Source organism: Paenibacillus sp. N22P23 (assembly GCF_059383735.1).
Window position 1 is genome coordinate 1,920,596 of record NZ_JBXENT010000001.1, and the last position, 22,141, is coordinate 1,942,736.

Here is a 22,141-nt window from a genome sequence, read left to right on the forward strand (position 1 = left end):
TCCTAATTCATATAGTCGAGGATCAATCGTCTGTTCTATTCCATCTCTGAATCCAAGCCTAAGCGGGTATGCAGATCAAGCCTTCTGTCGCGGTCGACATCGACGATGATGGTATCGCTTGGCATCGAACGGTTCGGGTCGATTCGCAGCAGCGACGGCTCCGACAACAGTGTATTGACCTCCAGATAGGTATGCATATCGAGGTACATCCACGGTTGAAGCACAATCAGATGGGCATCCGTAAATGCCGGTTTATGCTCATTCAGCATCCGCTCCAGCATAAGTCTTTGCTTCTCTGTATTTGCCTGTTCCGTCGTGACGAGCACGGAGAAGCTGCAGGGATGCATGCCGTATAATAAATCGGTCAGCTCGCGGAGTTCCGCGGATTCCCGCATCATTTTATATTGAAAATATTCCACGATATACGGCTTGCTGCCCGTGTAAATCTCGACCATCTTCTCGATGCCTCGGCGGGTTCCTCTGTACCGATACAACTGCGGCGCTTCTCGGATGAAACGGCGGATTTGCTCATCGCTCCAATGCTCATCCACCTCAATGCCAAGCCAGCTGCCCAGCCATTTCAAATACGGTCCTTCCGTCAGCTCGCTGTCTAAGTGACGCGGAATATCCTGCACCTGCGTTTCGATACTATCAAACATCGTACCGAATAAGGCTAGGAATCGCTCTGTAAAACCGGTCGAATCCTCCTGATAAACGGCAGGCAGATGGCTCAGATAGGTACTGCGCGGGAACACAACTCGCAGCTTAGAGAGGCATGGTGTTTTGCGCTCGCTGCCGATCCATTCGATTTTGAGCCACATGTACCGGCCTTTGGCATCGAAGAACAGCGCATCTTTCGGATTGGTAACCGGTGCAGACCAGAACGACTCCAGCGTTCTCGATTTCTCCAGCATGTCACGATTGGGATCTCGAATGAAATCATCCATCGCCATAAATCTGCCGCCGATGATCATCTGCTTCTGATCGGAGCAGAAGTACGAGATACGCAGTTGCGTTTCATCCGGAATGTCCGCTTCCAGCACCATTTTATGCCAAACTGTTTCTGCTTCTGTGCTGTCTAATGCGGTTGTAAGGCAAATGCCTTCGAGCGCACCGGTTTCCATTCGCTCCATCGTTCTCGGCTGCAGTTCGAGCACCGTGACCGTGCCATCTTCGGCATTTAGAATATACATGCAGTCGCGCGCGTCGAACATCAGCTTGTCCGCTTTGCCTCTGGAGCCTGGCACCTTTGTGATGGATTCACCGGTTTCGCCGAGATTAAGCACGAATCGATCGTCTTCGCCTTCGTCGGCAATATGTCTGGAGTCTCCAATGTAAAGCTGATTCATCGAATCGACAGCGAGCCCTGCAAATTTCAAGGAAGGTAAAAACATCCGAGAGAGCATTTCTCCTTTGTAAGAGAAGCCGCGAAGCGTATGCGCCTCACTATCGAACACATATACACTTCGTTCTGTAGAAACGGCCACATAGAAGCGCTTATATAAGTAATGCAGCTTCACAGACGTTGGTAGAACCCATTTCTCCTCTGAAACGATACCTGCACATTGACCGTTCCGATCGAGCTTCACGATCCCAATGCCTGTTCCACCCGGAACGATGAGTTCCCCTTCCGGATTCCGTTCAACTGCGAGTGGCGTTACCACATAAAAGTGGTGATCATCAGAAACTGCTGCAATCGGAAATAGCTCGACCCCATTACACTCGCTTAAGCTCCAGTACGTCTGGGAGTTGCCAATGGCATAAGCCGAACATTGCTGCCTCTCCGGATCCGCTACAAGAAGCGTATCCCCGATTACCGCGAGCAGCGATCGGATGCCGAACAGTCCATGACCGCTTGGAAACAGCTTCTCGTGATGATGGTATTCCGAATCATACAACCACACGTCGCTGGCTGCGTCCAGGACATAAAGTCTGCCGTAAGGCCCGATGACGAACTCATGCACGTCGCGTATGCCGTCTAATTCGTTTAGATGCAGTGTGCTGCGAATGCCGTATTTTTGCGTTTGTGAAATATGAAGCCCGGCCGTTGTCCACTCCAAGTTAGCTTTGCTGCTTGCAGCCCAGTCACTTTCTTTGTTCATTGAAAAAAACAGCGTCCCCTGCTCCAGCCCGTCTCCCCCCTTAAGCGATCTTATGTCACGCGCCGTTTCAATTCCGATCCCATTGTTACAGGTTCGTCCTGCTGATTAATTCAATCTCATGCCCGGCTGAGTACACTAATCCGTACGGTGGTAGCTCGATGTCCCCACCGGATGTTTTGGTCCAGCCATGCCCTTCAGCGTCTAGCCATAATTCTTGAATATAGGCGACGCCTTTCATCTCGTTCATGAGCCCGAACAAATCCCCTTTGTAAACGGTTCTGCCAAAAGGCCAGCCCTTCGATCCGTCCCGGCCATCAAGCGGCCTTAGCAGCCTATTGAGCGCCATAACGATCTGCTGGCTTTCATCGACAAAATGAGGCTCGACGACGATGATTGCATGTACGGTAATCCCGATATATTCAGGTGCTATCACATGGAGTTCAGTCGTAATCAATCTTCGCTCGTCCAGATGCCTCTTCACACTTTCCAGAAAACCCGTGCTCGGAGTCGGAGTAATGGCGGGACTATATGGCACGACCGCTACAGTCAGTTGCCCCGGCGCTTGGTTGCGCGGATAATCCTTTAGCCCTTTCATATAGAGCGGCAGCGCCTTTACTCTCGCTACCCGAAGTCCGGGTGTATGACGAACGATATGCTCGATATCATCTGCCGTAACCGCCCGAAACGGTTCATGGAGTTCTCTGCGGACACGCTCTATGCAAGCTTCAAGCGATTCCGGTTCCGTACCGCCAACTGCAAACTGGTGATTAGTTACGGATAATTGTCCCAGCAGCTGTTCGCTTTCCTCACTATGGGAGACGATTTCGGTGATGAGATGGGGCTTCACGTTTCCACGAGTTCCCCCTCCAAGCAAGCAGGCGATGACCCAGATATTCGGCTCGTCGCATGCTTGCGGTACACTTCCGCGCTCATTATCGCCGAATCTAATCTCATGCTCTGCTGCATCGAACAAGAAATGCCGATCCGTGGAAGCCGAGTTGTCGAAGTTGTCCACTTCGGTCCAATCCTCCCACAGCCAGCTCCCGTCATGAAGCTTACGCCCAATCTGGAGTGTAAATCGGTTATTCTGCAGCGGGTAGTCGTAGACAACCAGCTTCTGTCTCGGCAAACCGTTGCTCTGCCCGATGATACACTGCTCGCGAAACGCCTCCGTTTGGGCGATTACCCGCAAGGTTGTCTTCCCTTGTTGTGGAAGAAGATCCGGACTTCCATCACTTGGCGTGATGACAGCTTCACCTGTTTCAATATTCTGCAGCAGCTGATAATCTGTCGTTTCCGTCCAATCCACCCAGCCTCCTGACTCATGCTGGGATTGCACACGTATGAAGCCATTAGCGGCAAGGTAGGACGAAACGTTTATTTCCTTATGTTCCCCACTGCTAAGATCAGCATGGAACAATTCACTAAACGTATATTGTTGGACGGCTTTCACCGTATTGAACGCAATATGTTCGATCCGAGGCGGATTCTCGTAGCCCGATTGCTCTACTGTGCAGCAGAACCAGTAGCGACCTCTGTCATTCGCCGGATGGACCATGACCGGTCTCATCCCATGCGGTACACGGAACGTAATCATTCCACTGTACATGAGCTGAACCGTATCATCATGGATGAGCTCAAGCGGCATCCATGCGGAATGCCCACTACCGCCAGCGCCGATATCACTTTCTTGTTGACCGTTCTCCGAACCGATGAGTTCAGGTGGCGTACCGTTATTTCCATAAAACTTCCACGATACCTTAGCAGAAGGTACGATCGCCTTGCTCGCGTCATCAACAGAGATAAGCGGAACCAATCCATCATCGAATAACGATATCGCCATGGTCAGCTCATCTCCGGGCATCAGCTCAAGGTCAAAAGCGATATATAGTCTGCTGCCTTGACGCGCTTCAGGGCCGAATGCATAGAAGGAGACGCCGACATGATCGTTAGTGGACGTGTAATCATTGGCTTCTTTATCGGTTCGAACGATAATGCGGTCGATTCGGGCCGGATGCAGTCGGATCGCTTCTGTCGTTTCAAAAGGCTGATCCTGTGCCTGCAGCTTCGTGCCTTTCGGCAGCATTAGCGGCCGATTTGCCCCTTGGAAGCTGACCTGCGTATGCGCGCGATGTGCGAGCTGAGGCTTAGCGCCCAGCAGCTTAAGAAACTTAAGCTGGTTGCGCTCCGGTACCCGATTAATATAGAACTGCTGCATTTCGCTTAGCCATGCGAACAGCTCAATCATCGTGATGCCGGGATCATGCGCATTCTCATCCGTCCACTCCGGCATAAACTTCGGAATCGCTTTACGCGCTTCTTCTACGATTTGCTGAAAGCGACGATCGTCTAAATTGGGGATCGGCAGCAAGACGTGCACCTCCTTTCTTGTTCAGTGCCGGAAGGCACGGTGGTATTAGCTCGTTGTCACTTTCACAGTATGCGTGCCGCTGCAAAGCAAAGCATGCGGGTACATGGATTGCTTCGACGGATCAATTTCGATGGTCGTTCCGTCCTCCACCTTCAACATGGAGATGTACAGCTTATCTATATTTTTGATCGCACGAACAGATTTGAGCAGGGAATAGAAGAGCGATTCATGCAAGGTTTCGCCAATTCCCCAGCCTTTTCCGTCCAGCTTGCCGCGAATCGGATCCAGAAATTGTGCCAGTTTGATTTGGCAATCGGCCTCTGCAGGCAGTACATCCTCAAGTGACTCCACTGTAACTGAAACCGTAACAGATACGAATAAAAATGCGGGAGCGATGACCTGAACCGAAGGTAAATGAGATACCGTGTTTGCTGCACGTTCAATCAAATACGTTTCGATTTGGCGTTTCAACGCAGGAAACAAGGCATATCCGGAGTCGCCCGGCTCCGATAAAGCAACAAGTGTAATCGAACCTAGGCTGCGTTCCAGATGCACATTCCGATTCGGCAGACATTTGACTTTAGCCAGCCCGGGATACGCTTCTCTAGCCAGCCATTCGAAGTCTTCAGCCGTTACGGCTCGCCCCTGATGCTTCAGGCGCTGCGGTCCCCGCCGTAACGCTGCATCCAGCTTCTCTGTATGACAGCCTCCACCGGCTGCACTTGGATTGGTTGCTCCGGCTATGAAGGCAATGGATTGCAGCAGTCCTGCAATCTCACCTGCTCCAACGTTACCTTCTGCCCCTGCCGTGACTTTGTAATTCACACGAATACTGTCTGGACCGCCTCCCGGGACGGCGCGGCCTCTTATGCCTTCACCGAAAGTGACCGTTCCAGCAGCACCGTCGAGTACATAATGACGATCCATCGCGGTTGAAGTGAGGAATGATTCTACCCCGTTCCACTTTACCCAAACGCGCTGCACTTGCCCTTCACTGTCATATAAGACTTCGATAGCAGTAGGTGCTTGTGACAGCTGCTCTTCCAATTCATGCTTAGGCATTGTCTCGGTCTCATCGACCCAAACTTCCTCAGCAATGACCGGTGACCTGGATAATCGGTAAACGCCGCGCGTTCGTTCCGGCGTTTCTCCTGTTATGGTTCGCTGCTGCAGCACTTGAACGGCGTTCATATCCAGCCGCTTGGCTGCAGGCTTTGCTTGATCCTCTAAGTCATAACAGCCGTCGCGGTTGACAGCACGTAACCAATAGCGTTCTCTCCCGTAGAGCAGGGTCTGATAAAGATCTGGTGGACCCGCAAACTGTACAATGCCGCTCTCTGTGAACCCGTTCGTCTCATCAATGACCGATAATGGCTTCCACTGTACCGTTGTACCTTCGCGGATGAGCGCCTCCCACTCGATCCATGGCCGTTTAGATGCGTCCCACTTCGATGGCTGCAATGTAACTTGCATGGCAATCGGTCCTTTAATCGGAGGAGAATCAAATCCAAATATAACTGCTGGATAGCTGCAATCGATCGGCTCAAACGGCCGAAACGGCTTGCCGCCGCCGCTTGCTTCTCTAGTCACTTCTCTCATCGCTGCATTATTGAACATGATGGCGGACGCTGCCGGGAAGCTGCGGTCCTCGTAACTGTATTGCAGCTTTAATTGATCCATCCACGGCGTAACATAGATCATTTCCGGTGCATACAGATTGTCCATTGCGACTACACGGACGCGAATCCAATAGTCAAACTGTGAATTGACGAAAGTTTGTTCCAAATCCTGCGGACAATGCAGGGAAACGCTGCAGGTCAAAACTTCATTCTCCGGCAGCTCGCTAAACAAGGTCTCATATCGCTCGCTTCCGGGAAGTCGTACCCACCCGCTGCCGTTCCAGTATTCCCACAGTACGCGCTGAATCCGAATCTTCGGCGGGTCCTTCTTCTCCAGCTCCGTACGACGCATAATCATGCGCCAGCGAATTTCAGGATCCGGCGCTGTGCGCAAGGCATTCGGCAACGTTTTCATCCTGAAGCTTAGTTCAAGCCTGCCATCACGTTTGCAAAATGCTTCTTCGCTGCTGATATAAAACGTAGAATACGGCGCAAAATGCTCACCGAACGGATAAAATCCGTCACTGCTCAGCTCCATATCATTGTGAATGAGCATCGTAGGCGAAATGCCGTCAACGCCATGGCTTGGGTCGAATGCAGATGTTAACGACAACTGATCCAGCTCTACCTCTTGAGCCAGCAGCGGGTTGGCGGAGGCGTCTATCACTTTCAATTTGCACCGGATATAACGGCCTTCAATGCCGCCGATTTCCACCGGATCGATCGGTCGAACAGTCGTTTTATGTAAGGAAACCGTGTTTCCCACACTCGTAATCTCGTCAAAAGGCACCCATTCGCCTTCGGAATAATACGTCCACTCCAGCAGCTCCGTATCTGCCATAGCCGCAGCCAGCTGAGGCTGCTTATACCTCTTCGCGGAATGAAACAAATTCACGCGGATGATGGCGGGATGCGTCGCGAAGAGCAGATCATCCTCACGTAAGTAGATAGCGTGCTCCTGCAGGTTAATCCCGTAGGCCGCCTGGAAGAGCGGCACTTCCCCTTTTCCCTCCGCAAGTTTCTCCGTATACGATTCCGCAGATAACGTGATCGCATCAAGCGCCGGACTTATGCTGATGACATCCGTCAGCTTAGCCGGTGTTACGAGCATCGCCCGCTCACTCTCGAAGAGCAGTTCTTCGCCTCCGCTTGGCGACGGAGCCGTTAATTGCGTCCCGCGCGGAATCCATACCGGCTCAGTAGCACCTTCATTCATCCGGAATACGACATGCGTACGCGCAGGACGTGCCGACTGAAGCTTCGTTTCCAGCATATTGAGGAACGCAATGAAATTCTTCTCAGGCGTCCGATTCAGCCGCTTCGCATTCTCTTGCAGCATGTTCGCTGCCAAGTAGAACAGCGCCGTTCCGGGATCTGGGTCTTCAGGCGAGAACCGCCACTCCGGGGTATAGAAAGGGGCTGTCTCCTTCATCCAGCGGGCAAGAGCAGCCAGATCGCGCTTATCAATTGCCAGCGGCGCGCCTGCCCCACTTCGGGTATTGTTCATCATGGTCTCCTGCTCCACCCTTTGTCATCTACTTCGTACCTTCCTCCAAATAGAAAGGATAGACCTGATTGAATAAATTGTTCGTGCTCCGGACGACATACGAAATGTTAAGCAGCAGCTTGCCGGCTTGATCGCCGTCATGCTCTGCGTGAACTTCGACCTCATGTACGCGCGGCTCCCAAATTCGGATCGCCTCTTGAATGTTCGTCTCCAATAATCGCAGCGTCGTTTCGTCCGTCGTCTCGAACACGAACTCATGAATCCCGCAGCCAAAATCAGGCCGCATGACACGTTCCCCTTTATTCGTCCACAGGATAATGCGAATGGCTTCCGCGATATCGTGTTCCTTCTCCGCGGTCTTGATTCGTCCCGTAGTGGAGTCGACTTCTATGGGGAATTTCCAGCCTCTACCCAGAAATGATGCCATAACCGCCGTCCCCCTCCTGCATGTCGCAGCTTAATTGATTTTGACCATTGCGCCTTTGATGTTGACGATGCCGTCGGACTTGATATCGACGGTTGCACCGCCTTTAAGGTTCAGTGCTGCGCTTGCTTCGATCTTGATCTGCGTCGATTTGATCGTTACTTCTTTCGTACTCGAAATGGTCACATCGCCGGCCCCGGAAATTTCGATCTTGGTAGAAGAGCTCGTTAAGGTCAGCTTCCCTGTCCCGCTTCCCACAATGGTGAGATTGTTCTTACCGCTCTTGTCGGTCAGCTTGATCTCCTCGGTGCTGTCGGTGAATTCGATCTTACTGCCCTTCTTGGTTTGCAGCGTCACTTTCTCTTTGGAGGACGTATCGTCGAAAATAAATTCATGTCCTGCTTTGGATTTGATTTTGCGGATGTTGTTGTTCTCATCCCCTGCAGGCGCCGGATTGCTTTTGTTCCACAATGAACCGATGACATAAGGTTGATTGAAATCGCCCATATGGAACGCGACCAGCACCTCATCATTCACTTCGGGAACGAACAGGCTCCCTCTGTCTTTGCCACCCATGAAGGTAATGCAGCGCACCCAATCGGTCTCTTGCGTAATTTCGCGATGCGGGAACTTCAGCTTCACACGACCGATTTTGTCAGGGTCCTTGTTATTCGTGACGACTGCCAGCATAACCCCTTCTATGCCGCCTGAACCGCTGGAGCCGCCGCCGTACATGCCGTTACTCATATTGCATTCCCCCCTACCTCAAAACTTGTCGTATATCCGGATGCGGAGATGGAGTGACTAACCCCGGTCAAATACATCGGCTGATTGAATTTCGCGCCAAGTCCTTCTAGTTTGATATAGCGGCCTGCACGGATTTCCGGAATTCCGATACTTTCGCCTGAGCCTGTGACCAAATCCATTGCTCGTTCATTCATCATTGCGTCTGCAAGATCCTGCGCCTCCTGCATCGTCGTTGCATTGGTGTAAACATATTCCTTGGTGTAATCTGCAAGCGCGCGCATGATGTCCTTCCCTGTGCGGGAATTCGAACCGATGATGTCGACTTGTCCGGAAGTAGCTTCAATGGCTGTGGAGGTTTTCGGATCAAAACCTCGGACGATAACTTGGCTCACCTGGTTGGAAATATCGACACTGGTGGAGTAGCTGCGCAAATTTTTACCGTACATAAGCGTGATGACTGGAGTCTTGGAGTTCTTCGATTCGCGAAAATAGAGCGTCTTACCGACAACAAAAAAATCATAGTCGTTCGCCTTCGCCAGCTGTGTCAGAAACTGAAAATCCGTCATTCGAATTTGCTCGATGATCGGCCTCGTCACTGTCGTCGTATCGACGGACAGCTTCGCACCGTATTTCGCGCCGATTACCTTTACCACGTCGCTGTCCTTCTTTTCCTTCCATGAATTAGAGTGAGAACCCTTCATCATGAGGAAAGAGATATCCATGCCCGAAACACTTACAGTCGGATTACCGTCTGACGGGTACTCCAGATCAACCGAAGTTATGATGCCGTAGAACACCGTTTCCAGCTTATCGGTGTAGCCCATTTTGATTTCAACGTACTTGCCGACAGCGAGGAAGCTGTTGATCCATTGAAATTCACGGCGGACCGGGTCAAACGCATTCTGAACGGTAAAATGAAAGGAATCCGCTTTCTGATTAACCGTCGTATTCACTTTAACCGACGAGATCGCAACACTTTGCCGAATCATGCTGTTCCCATCAATCACAATTTCGAAAGCAGGTGCAAAGAAATTGCGGTACTTCTGCTCCAGCGAGTCAAATTGATAGGTACTGTTATCAAACTTTACATCTGCCATAATCTAGTCTAACCTCGGAACGATAATTTTGCGGCCTGTCCGCAGCTGTCTTGGATTGTCGATCCCGTTTGCTTCCGCAATGGCTCGCCATTCACCCGGATCCTCATACTCCTCGGCAGCAATCATCCAGAGCTGGTCCCCTTGCTTCAACGTCTTTTGTTTGGTCCGATCAGCGGATTGGCGCGGAATGTTCTGATATTGCTCCTTCATGCTTTGCAAGGCGCGGAAAGATACGTTTAATGTGGCTCGAACAGGAAGACCCGAATCGAGAAACATCGTGAATTTCTGCGATACCCGTTCTACTATGCCTTTAAAATCCAGCGATCCCCATACGAATCTGCAGCTCGGCGGTGCATGTAAATCTTTATCGACATCTAGCAGCTTGGATACTTTAGCCGTCAGCAAACGGACATCCGTTGCTTTCTCGTACGTATCGAAGAATAGGTCCATACTGAGCGTAGTCGCTTCACCGCTAATAAACTGGGCGATCGGAGTTTGCAGCCCCGGTATGGTCTGCCAGGCAAAGTTGTTGGCCGATTCCAGCGAATATTCGCTGGGATTAAACAATACTTCAAGCTGCTCTTGGCCTGTACCTTTTGTGACGATGATTTTCGCTTTCTTCAATGCCATACCGCTCACTCCTCCTATCCGGTTTCTGCTAGTAACCACTTCTGCGCTGCTCGAATTTCATTTTCTTCTCGAATACTTTAAACACTTTATCCGCAATCGCATCCGGCTGCAGCTGCGGCATATTCATCAGCATTTGCTGGACCTGCTTCACATCAATTGTCGGCGCAGCCGGCGGTTTCATCGCGGCAACACTCTGCCTGACGGTTTCGGCTGCTGCAGCCGCCGCAGCTGCCTTAGAAGCATGGTGCTGCATCACTGGCGGCAAAGAGTTGCTCCTCGCGATTCCAGGCTCAGCCTGATTCGCAGGCTTTGCTGCATAATGCAGAGTAGGCTGAGCTGGGAGATTCATTGACTTATTCTGTGCGTCCGGTTGTCGCTGGATGAATGGAACTGAATCCGCTGCCTTCGCTCGCTGCGACAAGGATTGGTTCTTCACTAACAAGCTAGCAGGTTTGAACGGCATCGTCGCTGACGTAGAAACCCGTGCTGTCGCAGCTGTTCGTGCTCCGATTCCATCCGATGCAAGTGCAGCAGTGCGATGCTGAAGCTTTCTCCCCATTGGTGCTAAGATCGAACGCTGCAAAGACGCTGCTGATGATCCAGTTAGCGTTGGTCGCTGCATCGCTTGGTTGGAACTGGCAGACGATACAGCTCGGCCGCGAATTATGATATCGCTAGTTCCGTCTGCTAGGGTGGCCGCGCGTCTTTGTACGAGCTGACCGCCTGGCAAACTACCGCTTTGCGTCGCCGCAGTCTTCGATTGATAGATTACCCGTGCTGCCTCATTCAAAGAAATCGCTTCTGTTGGAGACGATTCTATCGCAGCTGGCACCGCTTGGCGGCGCTGAACAAGAATTGCACGTTTGCCTCCAAGTTCTGTGGTGCTCGATTGCCCGAAGTGGTTCCCACGTCGGCGCTGTACGAGTTTGCCTGTGAATCTTTCGGCACGGAGTTGATTGGATTCGTTAGGCTGTGCAGCAATGTAAGATTGCATAAGCTTACCGGATCTATAGATGATTCGCCCTGACGATACGGATTCTACATCAGACACGGTCAATGACTTCGCCTGTCGTTGTACAAGTGGAGCGGCTTGGTTCGAATTCGATACAACATTCAATTCTGAATCGGGCTTTAACTTTGCATTCGTTCGAACTTCGTTTCTTCGCTGCTCCTGGGCTTCGTATTTCGATAGCGATGTTTTGTCAGCCCTATTTGGTTGAACGACTATACTTTGCTGAGCAGAAATGCCAGGTGAAGCTGTATTCCGCTGCTTAGTGGCAAGAACAGGTGCGATCGGACCACCCTGTGTCGTGAGACGTCGCTGTACGAAAGCCAAACCTTTGTCCCCAGCAATGCGAGCACGCGAAACAAGTGATCCTCGCGCAGTTGCTGCTATGAATTCAGTTCCTTCACGGGACTGCAGATTGGTTGCAGAAGCAGTTCGTGCCTGCTGTGAAGCTTGGAAGCCTAACCTCTGCGTCGTTGCTTGATCATTGGACTGTGCCGCCGTCGAATTCCGACGTTGTACCAGAATCAACCCCTGTTCACCGGCTACTCGAACTCGTTCAGCCAGCGTCCCGCGTGCACGATTCGGCTCTTTAACCGGTTCTGCAAGATCGACTAGTTCTCCAACTTCCGGATCGTTGGGTTTAATCTTTCCTTGCTTTATGCTGGTGCTGGTTGAATCTATGGATGGAGCTTCCACAACTTGCTGAGTGTCTCTACGAACGAAATCATTTGTTTTGTTCAGCTTCTTCTCGGAATCTGAGAGTGCCGAATCTATAAGTGTTGATTTCGGTTTCGTATTGTCCGCTAATAGACGATTGACAATCCGTTCCGTACGAACGCCCCCCGGCGTTGTTGGAGTTGTCACTGTTAATAAGCGAAGTCGATTGACAAACAGGATCGTGCCCCAAGCTGCTCCACCCGTTAATGCCCCTCTTGCCGAAGGCCCTTTGTTTGTAGTTCTCGTCGGTGTCTCATCGGCAGAATGCTGGCTGGAAATTTGTTGGTTGTGTTCTAATAGATTGGATCTATGTACAGCATTTGATCGGCTCGAAATTGCACTGATTGCCGGTTTAGATGCACCAGACGTTGCTCGTACGGCTGAAGCATTAATCGCCGCTTGGTCCAGTGCGCCTGACTTCTCAGAAGCCAACACTTGATCTTCTCGATTTACCGAGAAGAATCGGCTTGGCCGATCGCGATGAAGAATATGCGTTGGAGCAATTCTTCTCATTGCATTAATAATAAGTTTCCCGTGAACCGTCTGAAGTTCTCGAACTACGGCATTGTACAATACTGCATCCGTTCGTGCCGTAGCAGCCTGTATGATTCGAATGTTCTTCCCAGACGCAGGCAGTACAACCGGACTGTCGACTCTAGCTGCGTTTCTGCGCTGAATGATCTCAGAGGCAGGATGCACTCGTCTATCAGCAGTTCGATCGTTATTCGACGGCTGAACAAGAGAGTTGTGTCGATCGGATTCATGAGGCAGCACATGTTGACTGGACTCTATGTTTTCAGTCGTTGTTAACCTCTTCGTGGTAGTCGTTTGATCTGATGCGGCAGCTGAGCGATTAGCCTCACTCACATGAAGCTGCTTCAAAGACCTGCGAACCATGGTCAGTCTCTCCGCAGTCAAATCACGGTTGGTAGAATCTGAATCTTCCAAACTTCTGCGGAGAGTCATCGTTACCGGTCTGCGATTTGGACGTTGTTCACGACTCGCTGTAGCGTTCAACGGTCGCAACTGCACCGTTTCTAAAGCCGCTGTTCCATCATCTGGCACCATCTTGTTTAGGCTAGCTGCCGCTGGTCTATTGCCAGCCACTAGACTGGAGATACTATTATCAATTCGTTTCGGCAGCGAAGCCAATTGAATATCTTGAGATCGTGAATTTGATGGACGAGTAGATCTACCAACAACTTGTTGTCGCTCTTGAACAACAGGTGGTGTTTGCTTCGCTTTCTCATCACGAGCAGCCAGCGCAGCAGCTAAAGGCAATCCTGCATCTCCGATGCGCCCAAGCAATACGCGAACCGCGCCTTCCATCCAATTAGGCTGTTGGTTTTGTTCGCCGAAAGAAGTCATCCGCCATACCATGCCGCTGGCATCACGCTGCCATAACGGCTTCCGCGTCTGCCAGTCCAATTGTCCGCGAACTCTACCAGCCTCAACTTCTGATTGATCATCGGATTTCAAGACCGGACTCGGACTTTCACTTCCACGGTTAATAGGCGCAAGCGACATTCTCGTTCCGCTGTATCGATTAAGCAGTGAACCAATTTGAAGCAAAAGCACAGCTGCTTTCCCTTCATCCTCCTGCGCAAAGCGCTGACTGGATATCGGCGAAGCCGCCAATGTTCTGAGCCTTCCTGCTATTCTCTTCGTTTCTGTCCAGTCCAGCACATCACTGAACAAATCTGATACACGATTATCCGGGTTAAGCTCTTCTTGCTCAGCCAACACGTGATCGCGCACGTCATCTCTAGCTCCGGTTCGATCGGAACCTTTGAACTCTGCCTTCGCTGACCTGGTTGTCACTTCCGTCCGCGGTTGCTCCGATCGCGTCATTTCCGCCTTCGCCTGCTCCGATCGAGCCACATCCGCTTTGGCCCGCTCCGATCGCGTCATTTCTGCTTTCGCCCGCTCGGTCCGCCCCGTTTCCATCCTCGCTTGCTCCGTTCGCGCCGCGTCCTCCCTAGACAAATCGATTCGCGACTGCGCTCCCTTAGAGCTGTCTGCACGGGTCCGCTCTTCTCTAGCCTGATCGGTTCTCGCTTTAGCTTTAGCGTCAGCGCCGGTACCGGCATCACCGACTTCCGCTCTTATGCGCTCGGATACCTGAAGCTGATTTCGAACATCCAATCTCGTCCCATTCAAACCCGTGATCAGCCGTTCGTTCGCTTCATGATTTGCAATAGCCTTCCGCTCAGACTCTTGCTTTGCTTGTACGGCAGCCTGCCTTATGACCTTCTGCGCCAGCGTCAGCCATTCTCGTTCTTTGGCTTCCCACTGCACATTCAGCGGCAGCAGCAGCTGCAGCTTCAAGGCAATTTGCTGCAGTATCGTTGGCGCCAGAAAGGTAGGGACTTCGCCACCGGAATCAGGCTCGCGAAGTGTTAACGGAAGTCGTCCCCACTGATCGCGGCGCAAGAAACGATACTTATCACGGATTGAAACTCCGAAAGCCTGATGTGCCTCTGCCCCATCTTGTCGCAATCGGAGCGGCTTTCCTATGCCTCCGCTCTGTTCTCGTCTCATTCGCTCGCCCCCTTCCAGCCTGCACGTGCTGACAATCTTCTATCACGCTTTACTTCTTATAAATGGTCTTCAGTCCATTGTGAACTAACTCCAATGTTTCTATCGCAACATCACTCTGCGATGCATTCAATGTCGGCCCGCTCCACTTCACCGGGTAAGCATCAAAGAAATTCCATCTGCAAAGTTCTTCACCTGACAAATGCTGCAAAATAATCGAACCACTCTTGCGCACCACCTTGCCTGCCATAACGCCTGCATACCAATCCCATAAACTGCTGGAGCTTGTAATACCTCGTCTTAGCATAATAGGTGAGAATCGGGTTGACTTGGGCAGCTTATGAACGAATCCGTTCTGGCCGCCTTCCCGGAATTCTTCGATTTCGACCTCAGCCTCTAAACCGCTTACTTCGGTGAAACCGCCTGCAAGAATGCCATCCAGCTCTACCCAGAAACGGAATACGCCTCCGACGACATTAACTCCATGCGCTGCAGCACTCAATCGCTATCGTCACCTCTTCTTAAACACATCAAATACGTTCGGTTTATCGGAATCGTCATTCAGCTTCCGGTTAATGCGCGAAATTTCCTCACACCATCTCCGCCGCTCCCGATGCTCCATATTCATAATGTCATCATGCGGCCAGTGAAAGTAATACGCGATAAAACCCGATTCCTCATACAATTTCTCGATCGGATAGCCCGTTAAAGGCTTTCCGTTACGGACAAAAAATCCACATCCACCTCAAAATCATGCTCGCATTTCGGGCAAGCGGTATGTACCTTCGGTGCTTCCATGTCATTGATTTGGCGGTATACATGCTGTAGGTAAGCGAGATCGGCCGTGAACAGCCGCTCGATAATTTTCGTATCAATATGCTTCAAATCACCTAATCGCGTGATGACTCGAGCAAGTAAAATCACAGTCAAATAACCCGGGTTTTGCTGAACGCGTGGGTCGCGCATCGGTAAAATTTCATCAGCTGCAGTCGCAAGCCGAATGACGCCACGCTTGTGCAGCGTGCCATTGTCATCTACATAGCCCCGAGGGAGCTCAAATTCATATTCCGTTTGAAACGCCATGCTTGGTTCCCTCCGTTATCTATCAATATGCGAATTACCAAGATACACCATGAACGAGGCAGAAGCGGAAAACAAGAGATGAGCGGAGCGCATATACGCCCGCAACCATCCCTTGTTCTCGTCAAAAAGCTTCTGTATGATCGTTGCTGTTACGCTGTGCGTGTCATGCCTTCATGCGCCAATTCCACAAATTCAATGGCTACTTCAGCGCCTGTACCGTTGAAGCTTGGAGCGGAATATTTGACCGGCCATGCTTCGATAACCTGCCAAGTTGCAACATCGCCGCCTTCTTCATCGATGGCGATAATCGTTACGGTTTTGCGTTCAATCGTTCCTTCAATGCACTCCTGCATCCAGTCGTACAGATCCATGGAATCTGTTGCGCCCCATTTCAGCGAAATGTTACCATATTTCGCTAGGCCTGGAAGTTTGCGTGGAGTGATGACTTCATTGCCTTCACGGTATTCGATTACGTCGAGTGACGCTTCAAATCCGGATACTTCGCTGAAGCCGGCTTGTTGAATGCCTTCAATTTCAATTCGGAATCTAAAATTGCGATATGGATCATTACGTTCGCCTGGCATGGTTATCCCCTTCCATCAAAATGAACTGAACTGCTCCCACTCAAAGTGATGCCGCACTGCTATAACTGACGAATGCTGCATGTCCGATCTTTGGATCGTACACGCAAACCAATCGTCTATTCGGAGCCGGTTTTCTGAGTGATGCGGAAAATAACGAACTCTGCCGGTTTCACAGGTGCGACACCGATTACACAAACTAGTCGGCCGTTGTCGATATCATCTTGCGTCATCGTTTCGCGGCCAATGTTGATGTAGAACGCTTCCGATGCGCTGTTTCCGAGCAAAGCGCCATCGCGCCATACGCGTGTTAAGAATGCGTCAATCGTCCGCTGTACACGTGCCCACAGCTGATCATTGTTCGGCTCAAAGACGACCCAGTTCGTGCCGTTCTTGATGGATTCCTCCAAGAAAATAAACAAGCGGCGTACGTTGACATATTTCCATAAGCCATTGGACGAACAGGTGCGAGCACCCCAAACGCGTGTACCTTGACCTGTAAAATGACGAATCAAGTTAACGCCAGCCGGGTTCAGAATATCCTGTTCCCCTTTGTTGTACTGCACTTCCAAGCCCACTACGCCGCGAAGCACTTCGTTGGCCGGAGCTTTCTGAACGCCGCGCGTCTGGTCGGAACGGGAGTAAATCCCTGCAACCGTACCGGATGGCGGAATAAAGATATTGCGTTTGTCCAGCGGATCAAACACTTGCAGCCAAGGATTGTACATCGCACAATAGCTGGAATCGAAAATATTCCGGTGCGTCATCACGTCGGCTACTTTTGTTTTCTCACGAGGGATATCCAAAATTGCAAAACGGCTGCCCAGATTCTCGCAATGTGCAACGAGTGCCAACTGTACGTTAGGATCTGTTACACCAGGTACAGCCATGATGCTGACTACGTCATTATCGATGAACGCCTGGATACCCGTTCTCTTGCCTGGACCGCGATCTTCGCCCATAAAGTCGCCTGCGCTAAGATTAGCCAGCGAGCCGTCGCTGCCACCGCCGAAGATCACATCGTATTTGCCGGTTTCTTCTGGCAATCCGCTGATGACAGTGAATGGAGCGATTGCATCTCCTGCGATACCTGTGCTTAGATCTTGCGCCGTAACAATTCCGGAACGGGCTAGAATTTTGTCAACATGGTTTGCAGCGGAAACGTTCAGTGACAGCTTCTCGAAGGTCTCGATTTCGTCACCGGAGAAAATATGAATCGTAAACTCGCTTGTCGTCAGCACCTTAGTCGGAAGCAGTTGGTTGTCAACAACATCTGCTTTGCCAGAAAGCGGTGATTCAAGCTCGATTAGGTTGTCTTGTGAGGAGAGGACGCGATTGTATTGCTTGCCTGTACCGTCATCGAATGCAACAACATCACCGGGATTGAAACCGGCATTGTTCTTGACGCGGTAACGCTTCGACTCGCCCGGCGTACCGAGCACTTCATAAATTTGTGTCTTCGCTTTGCTTGATGGAACGAGTCCGACGCGAATCTGATTGCCCCATGCACCCGGGTTCTTTGCAGTAAGTGCAAGAACTGCCGATTCCGGAGTTGTGTTGCTTGCAGGCTTAGCATCCGAAGGTGCTACGCGCATGACATAACAACGCGATCCGCCGTTCGTGAAGAACTGATCGACTGCGTAAGCTAGAAAACGATACGATCCGAAAGCATTCTCGGACAAGTAAGAGCCGAACACACGCTGGAATTCAGCGATACTTGTTACGAGCTGCGGCAAGCCTTCCACGGCACCGCGCTGCGCAAGACCAATAAATCCGGCCGTGCTTGTGCTAGCCCCTTCAAGCGGCTGAGCACCACTCTCAAACTCTTCGACATACACTCCAGGCGACAAATATTCTGCCATATGCCCCTCCCGCTTTACTGTACTTTATTTAAGATAAACTGATACCCCGCACCCACGGGCACTGGACGGCATCAATGAACCTACACACCTGTCAGATGTTGCTCTATGTAAGAATAATTGGATCCTGAACCTGGTTTCGCCCTGCTTGAAGCACATGTACACTCTCATGTTTAAGCAGCTGACTGCTTGCTCTTAGTTCAACTTTGAACGCAGAGCTCGGAACAGTTGGACGAAACACGATACGAAATTCACCTGCGGCATCGCTTATGGCCGGTATGACCGGCAGCAGCAAGCTGCCTCTCGGAACGGACGATTGAAGCGGCTGCGCCAGCTTGAATTTACGTTTATCCGAACCTAAGCCTGCAATCAGGCATTCTTCAATCACATGTCCATCTCTGCTGCGAATCTCATAACAATCGCCTTCGGCAACTTTTCCCAGCACGGGAGCGGTTTCAATTTCAGTTGAACCGGGTAATGCATCAGCAGTAAGTCTGGCCCTCGCGCCGCGCTCGTCACAGAGAGCGGCCCGCAAAGTGATGACTTCAAGAGAATTCCCTGCTGCTCTATGCAATCTCCCTGTCAGCACAGTAGCATCAGGCGGGAGCGGATAAGAGCGTCCAGGAAGCAGTGAGACGGTAACGATCGGATCAAGCGGGTTAAGTTCCGCCAGCTTAATCGTAAGCACCTGCTTGCTATAGATCGGCGATAAGATGGTGATGATTGCCGGATCCTGCTCCAGATCGGTAAATACCCAAAGTCCTTCTCCCAATTTCACAATCGGCTTGGCGAAATGAGAGCCTTCCACTTGAAGCGAAACAGAAGAAGGAGCCGGCTTCAAGCCTGTGTAGGCGTCCCGCAGCAGCAGCACTGCTGAGCAGCGCGTCTTGTGTATTCCCAACGAAACGCCCTCCTTACCCTTTCTCTTCGAGCTTGATATGACGCTCCACGACACGTGTAGTCGATTTCAATCTGGTCGAGTCTATGTTCACCGGTCCTACTCGAATCGGCAATGACATCTTGTATGGCATGTCTCCGAAGTTCCAAAGTCCTGTCAGGATATCTACGGGAAGCGATTCCATGACGATCCGAAGCTCCTCATTGCTTTCTGCCAGCGACCCTTGCAAGTAGCCCCCGCGAACTATTGCATGATCATGAAGCACCTGCATAGCGCGTCCGATAATGACATGCTCGTCAAGCGTCCTAGAGTGCAAGTCTGCGCTTGAATATGGAGTAAGAATATAGTGCAAATCTACTGCCATAGCCGGGAATTGCAGCATCCCGCTCCCCCGAGCTTGCATTTCATTGCGCCTCGCTTCACTGTTCTCCGTAATTCGGTAGAGATAAAGCGAGAGAACAAGATCACCTTTGTCTGCAGGCGATGCCATTCCGATCAGTTCGGATTGTGCAACCGGCTCCGGTGTCATATTCTCTCGCAGCAGCTTGAGCAGCGATGCGCCGGCATCTGCGATCGCGGAATAAGTCCCGATAACTATCCCTCCGTAGCCGCCGTATGAGGCACTAAAGTAATTCGTCAATATTCAACAATGTTCATCAAAATATACCAAACTATTTTCCTATTATATCGTTTAAAATGTCGGATGACCACGTAAATTTACTAGATTGCTGCCAATTATTAAAAAAAGCTGTCCCATTCACTATTCACAAGAATTTTTCCTGTTTTTTTCAATTCTTGGCGTGAGGAAGCGACCAATTCCCGCATACCAACGGGGCGTCCCGCCGCTGCCGCCATGAAGGCAGCCGTAAGCACAATATTTTTGATATTACCGCCTGCGACTTCAATTCTGGCAGCCAAAGCAGCGAAATCAACATCGCTTGCAAGCGGCGTTGCTGCAGGGAACATCGTGCGCCACAGCTTCTCCCGATGTTCGGCGTCCGGAAACGGAAACTTCACTACAATGTTGATTCTTCGCAGAAAAGCATCATCTATATTTTGCTGAAAGTTAGTTGCTAGAATGGAGACACCTTCATATTCTTCCATCTTCTGAAGCAGATAGGCCGTTTCCACGTTGGCATATTTGTCATGTGCGTCTTTTACCTCAGATCGTTTGCCAAACAGGGCATCAGACTCATCAAAGAACAAGATTGCATTCGTTCGCTGGGCCTCCTTGAAGATTTCATGCAAGTTTTTCTCGGTCTCCCCGATATATTTGCTGATCACCTGAGAGAGATCGATTTTGTAGGCTTCAAGTCGCAGTTCATTGGCTGCAACTTCAGCAGCCATCGTTTTGCCCGTTCCCGGCGGTCCGGCGAACATCATACTGAGTCCTTTGCCATAGGAGAGCTTTCGATCAAACCCCCAAGTGCCATACACATCACGCCGGTATTTCATCATATTGCAAGCTTGTCGCAACAAATCCAGATGCTCATGCGGGAGAATTAAATCTTCGAAGGTGTAGCGCGGATTCAGCTTCTTCGCTTTTTTCTCGAGCTCGTGGTTCAACTGCACAGCAGCCCCTCGTTCGAAATGCACCTCATCCGTAAAATCGGCGCCTTCATGCTCGGCAAGCCGCTTCGCCTCATTAACAGCGCGATTAATTTGCCCCGGTGAGAGCCGGAACTTATCGGCCATCGATTCCGCTGATTCGGATGCTGCAGCGCTTTCCTCTCCCCAGATCCGCCACAGCATACGCTGCTCTTCGATCGTTGGCGGCGTCAGCTCGACCTGATAGATGACCGACTGGTCCGGAACGGGCAGTTCGCTGTAATGAGCTCGTTCCCGCGACAACCACAACAGAAGCCCGCCGCTTCGGCGGATCCATTGCTCAATCACGGTCCGATACATCGCCAGCTTGCCGTCTGGAGCAGCGAAGTGATCGCCTCCGGCAATGCCGACAATCGCATTTGTCAGCTTCGCCTCACGGAACATTTGGCGCAGAATGGTTACCGACATCATGCGCTCGGCCTCCAGGCTATCCCCTTGCAGCAGCAGCAGCGGACGGTTCAATGAAGCGGCCAAATGCTTCGCATGCAATTGCTTTCCTGAACCGCCGGTACCATGCAGATGAATGACTGCCTGTTTACCTGCGTCAAGATGCAGTTCCGCAAATCGCCGCATTTCGCCTTGCTTAGAGGCGCCGACAAGCAGCGGCTGAAGTTCTTCGCCCTCGCGATCAGCATCGCCTTCGAAGCGATTGACCCATCCTTCCAGCCGGCCATCAAAGGACTCAGCCTCGAGCAAGAACGAGACGATTCGACCATCCAGCCGCAGCGGGCGAGCAAGCGCTGATGCTGCATCACCATCATCAGCTGCAAGCAGCCAGCGCTGCAGCGGCTGCTCTACCTGAAAGGCGGACCTAGCAGCATAGCGCTCCGACTCATTGTCGCATAACAGCTGCAGCGCTAAATCAACTGTAGGCAGCTTGCATGTCACATCATCTTGCAGATAACCGTATAGCTTCTCATATTTGCGGCTGTACTCCGGTGCAAGCGTCATAACGACAACCGCTAGTTCAAAGCGATTGAGGTTAAAGCGCGATCCAAGCCGTATTAAAGCAGGCTGCCATTCACCAGCGGATTCTTCAGCTAAACGAAGTCGCTCAGCAATAACCTCACTAAGCTCTGTAATTTCGTCTTGCATCACAGCAAGTGATGGCGGAAGCGTTCCAATGCTCCCCGCAGTACCTTTGCCGAGCAGACGCTGCACTTCATCGTCTGTAATGAGCAGTCCCCGCATCGGATCTAACGGATTCTCATCGCCCTCTACCTCAATCTTACATTGCAGCTTAAAAGCAATCATCATGTCGAGCTTACGAAGCTCGTCACTCCAATGCTCAAAGCCGCTCGTATATGGTTGTAGCTTCATCGCTCTCTATCGACTCCGTTCGTGCTGTTTC

At 51.2% G+C, this 22,141-nt stretch carries 16 protein-coding genes; all 16 read right to left on the minus strand.

The genetic code is table 11. From position 1 onward, the window contains the following. Positions 1-35 precede the first annotated feature (35 nt). On the minus strand, positions 36-2,102 hold the full coding sequence (locus AC506A_RS09005; RefSeq protein ID WP_495460598.1) for a phage tail protein: 2,067 nt from the start codon (positions 2,100-2,102) through the stop codon (positions 36-38). An 85-nt stretch (positions 2,103-2,187) separates the two neighbouring features. Beyond that, positions 2,188-4,473, minus strand: a complete 2,286-nt coding sequence (locus AC506A_RS09010) for a putative baseplate assembly protein (protein WP_495460599.1) — start codon at positions 4,471-4,473, stop codon at positions 2,188-2,190. Positions 4,474-4,518: 45 nt separating this feature from the next. Beyond that, positions 4,519-7,602, minus strand: a complete 3,084-nt coding sequence (locus tag AC506A_RS09015; RefSeq protein ID WP_495460600.1) for a baseplate J/gp47 family protein — start codon at positions 7,600-7,602, stop codon at positions 4,519-4,521. A 25-nt stretch (positions 7,603-7,627) separates the two neighbouring features. After that, positions 7,628-8,026, minus strand: coding sequence for a GPW/gp25 family protein (locus tag AC506A_RS09020; protein ID WP_495460601.1), 399 nt, complete (start codon positions 8,024-8,026; stop codon positions 7,628-7,630). A 30-nt stretch (positions 8,027-8,056) separates the two neighbouring features. Then, positions 8,057-8,770 carry a phage baseplate assembly protein V gene (locus tag AC506A_RS09025; protein ID WP_495460602.1) on the minus strand — a complete coding sequence of 238 codons (714 nt, stop codon included), beginning with the start codon at positions 8,768-8,770 and terminating at the stop codon, positions 8,057-8,059. Beyond that, entirely contained in the window at positions 8,767-9,867 is a 1,101-nt protein-coding gene (locus AC506A_RS09030; protein ID WP_495460603.1) for a phage late control D family protein, read from the minus strand. Before AC506A_RS09030 ends, AC506A_RS09025 begins: the two co-directional genes overlap by 4 nt. 3 nt (positions 9,868-9,870) lie before the next feature. After that, complete coding sequence (locus AC506A_RS09035; RefSeq protein WP_495460604.1) at positions 9,871-10,497, minus strand: CIS tube protein; 627 nt, start codon at positions 10,495-10,497, stop codon at positions 9,871-9,873. Between the two features lie 28 nt (positions 10,498-10,525). After that, positions 10,526-14,764, minus strand: coding sequence for a hypothetical protein (locus AC506A_RS09040; RefSeq protein ID WP_495460605.1), 4,239 nt, complete (start codon positions 14,762-14,764; stop codon positions 10,526-10,528). 49 nt (positions 14,765-14,813) lie between these two features. Further along, complete coding sequence (locus tag AC506A_RS09045; RefSeq protein ID WP_090977943.1) at positions 14,814-15,263, minus strand: phage tail protein; 450 nt, start codon at positions 15,261-15,263, stop codon at positions 14,814-14,816. A 9-nt stretch (positions 15,264-15,272) separates the two neighbouring features. After that, positions 15,273-15,446, minus strand: coding sequence for a DUF6760 family protein (locus tag AC506A_RS09050; RefSeq protein WP_495460606.1), 174 nt, complete (start codon positions 15,444-15,446; stop codon positions 15,273-15,275). A gap of 20 nt (positions 15,447-15,466) precedes the next feature. Then, on the minus strand, positions 15,467-15,844 hold the full coding sequence (locus tag AC506A_RS09055) for a hypothetical protein (protein ID WP_090977939.1): 378 nt from the start codon (positions 15,842-15,844) through the stop codon (positions 15,467-15,469). Positions 15,845-15,993: 149 nt separating this feature from the next. Further along, entirely contained in the window at positions 15,994-16,428 is a 435-nt protein-coding gene (locus AC506A_RS09060; protein ID WP_091215083.1) for a phage tail protein, read from the minus strand. 116 nt (positions 16,429-16,544) lie between these two features. Further along, positions 16,545-18,287: a phage tail sheath family protein gene (locus AC506A_RS09065; protein ID WP_495460607.1), complete on the minus strand. Its 1,743-nt coding sequence runs from the start codon at positions 18,285-18,287 to the stop codon at positions 16,545-16,547. 103 nt (positions 18,288-18,390) lie between these two features. Then, positions 18,391-19,185, minus strand: coding sequence for a hypothetical protein (locus AC506A_RS09070; protein WP_495460608.1), 795 nt, complete (start codon positions 19,183-19,185; stop codon positions 18,391-18,393). Between the two features lie 13 nt (positions 19,186-19,198). After that, entirely contained in the window at positions 19,199-19,822 is a 624-nt protein-coding gene (locus AC506A_RS09075; protein WP_495460609.1) for a Pvc16 family protein, read from the minus strand. A gap of 98 nt (positions 19,823-19,920) precedes the next feature. Then, entirely contained in the window at positions 19,921-22,110 is a 2,190-nt protein-coding gene (locus AC506A_RS09080) for an ATP-binding protein (RefSeq protein ID WP_495460610.1), read from the minus strand. Between the last annotated feature and the right edge of the window lie 31 nt (positions 22,111-22,141).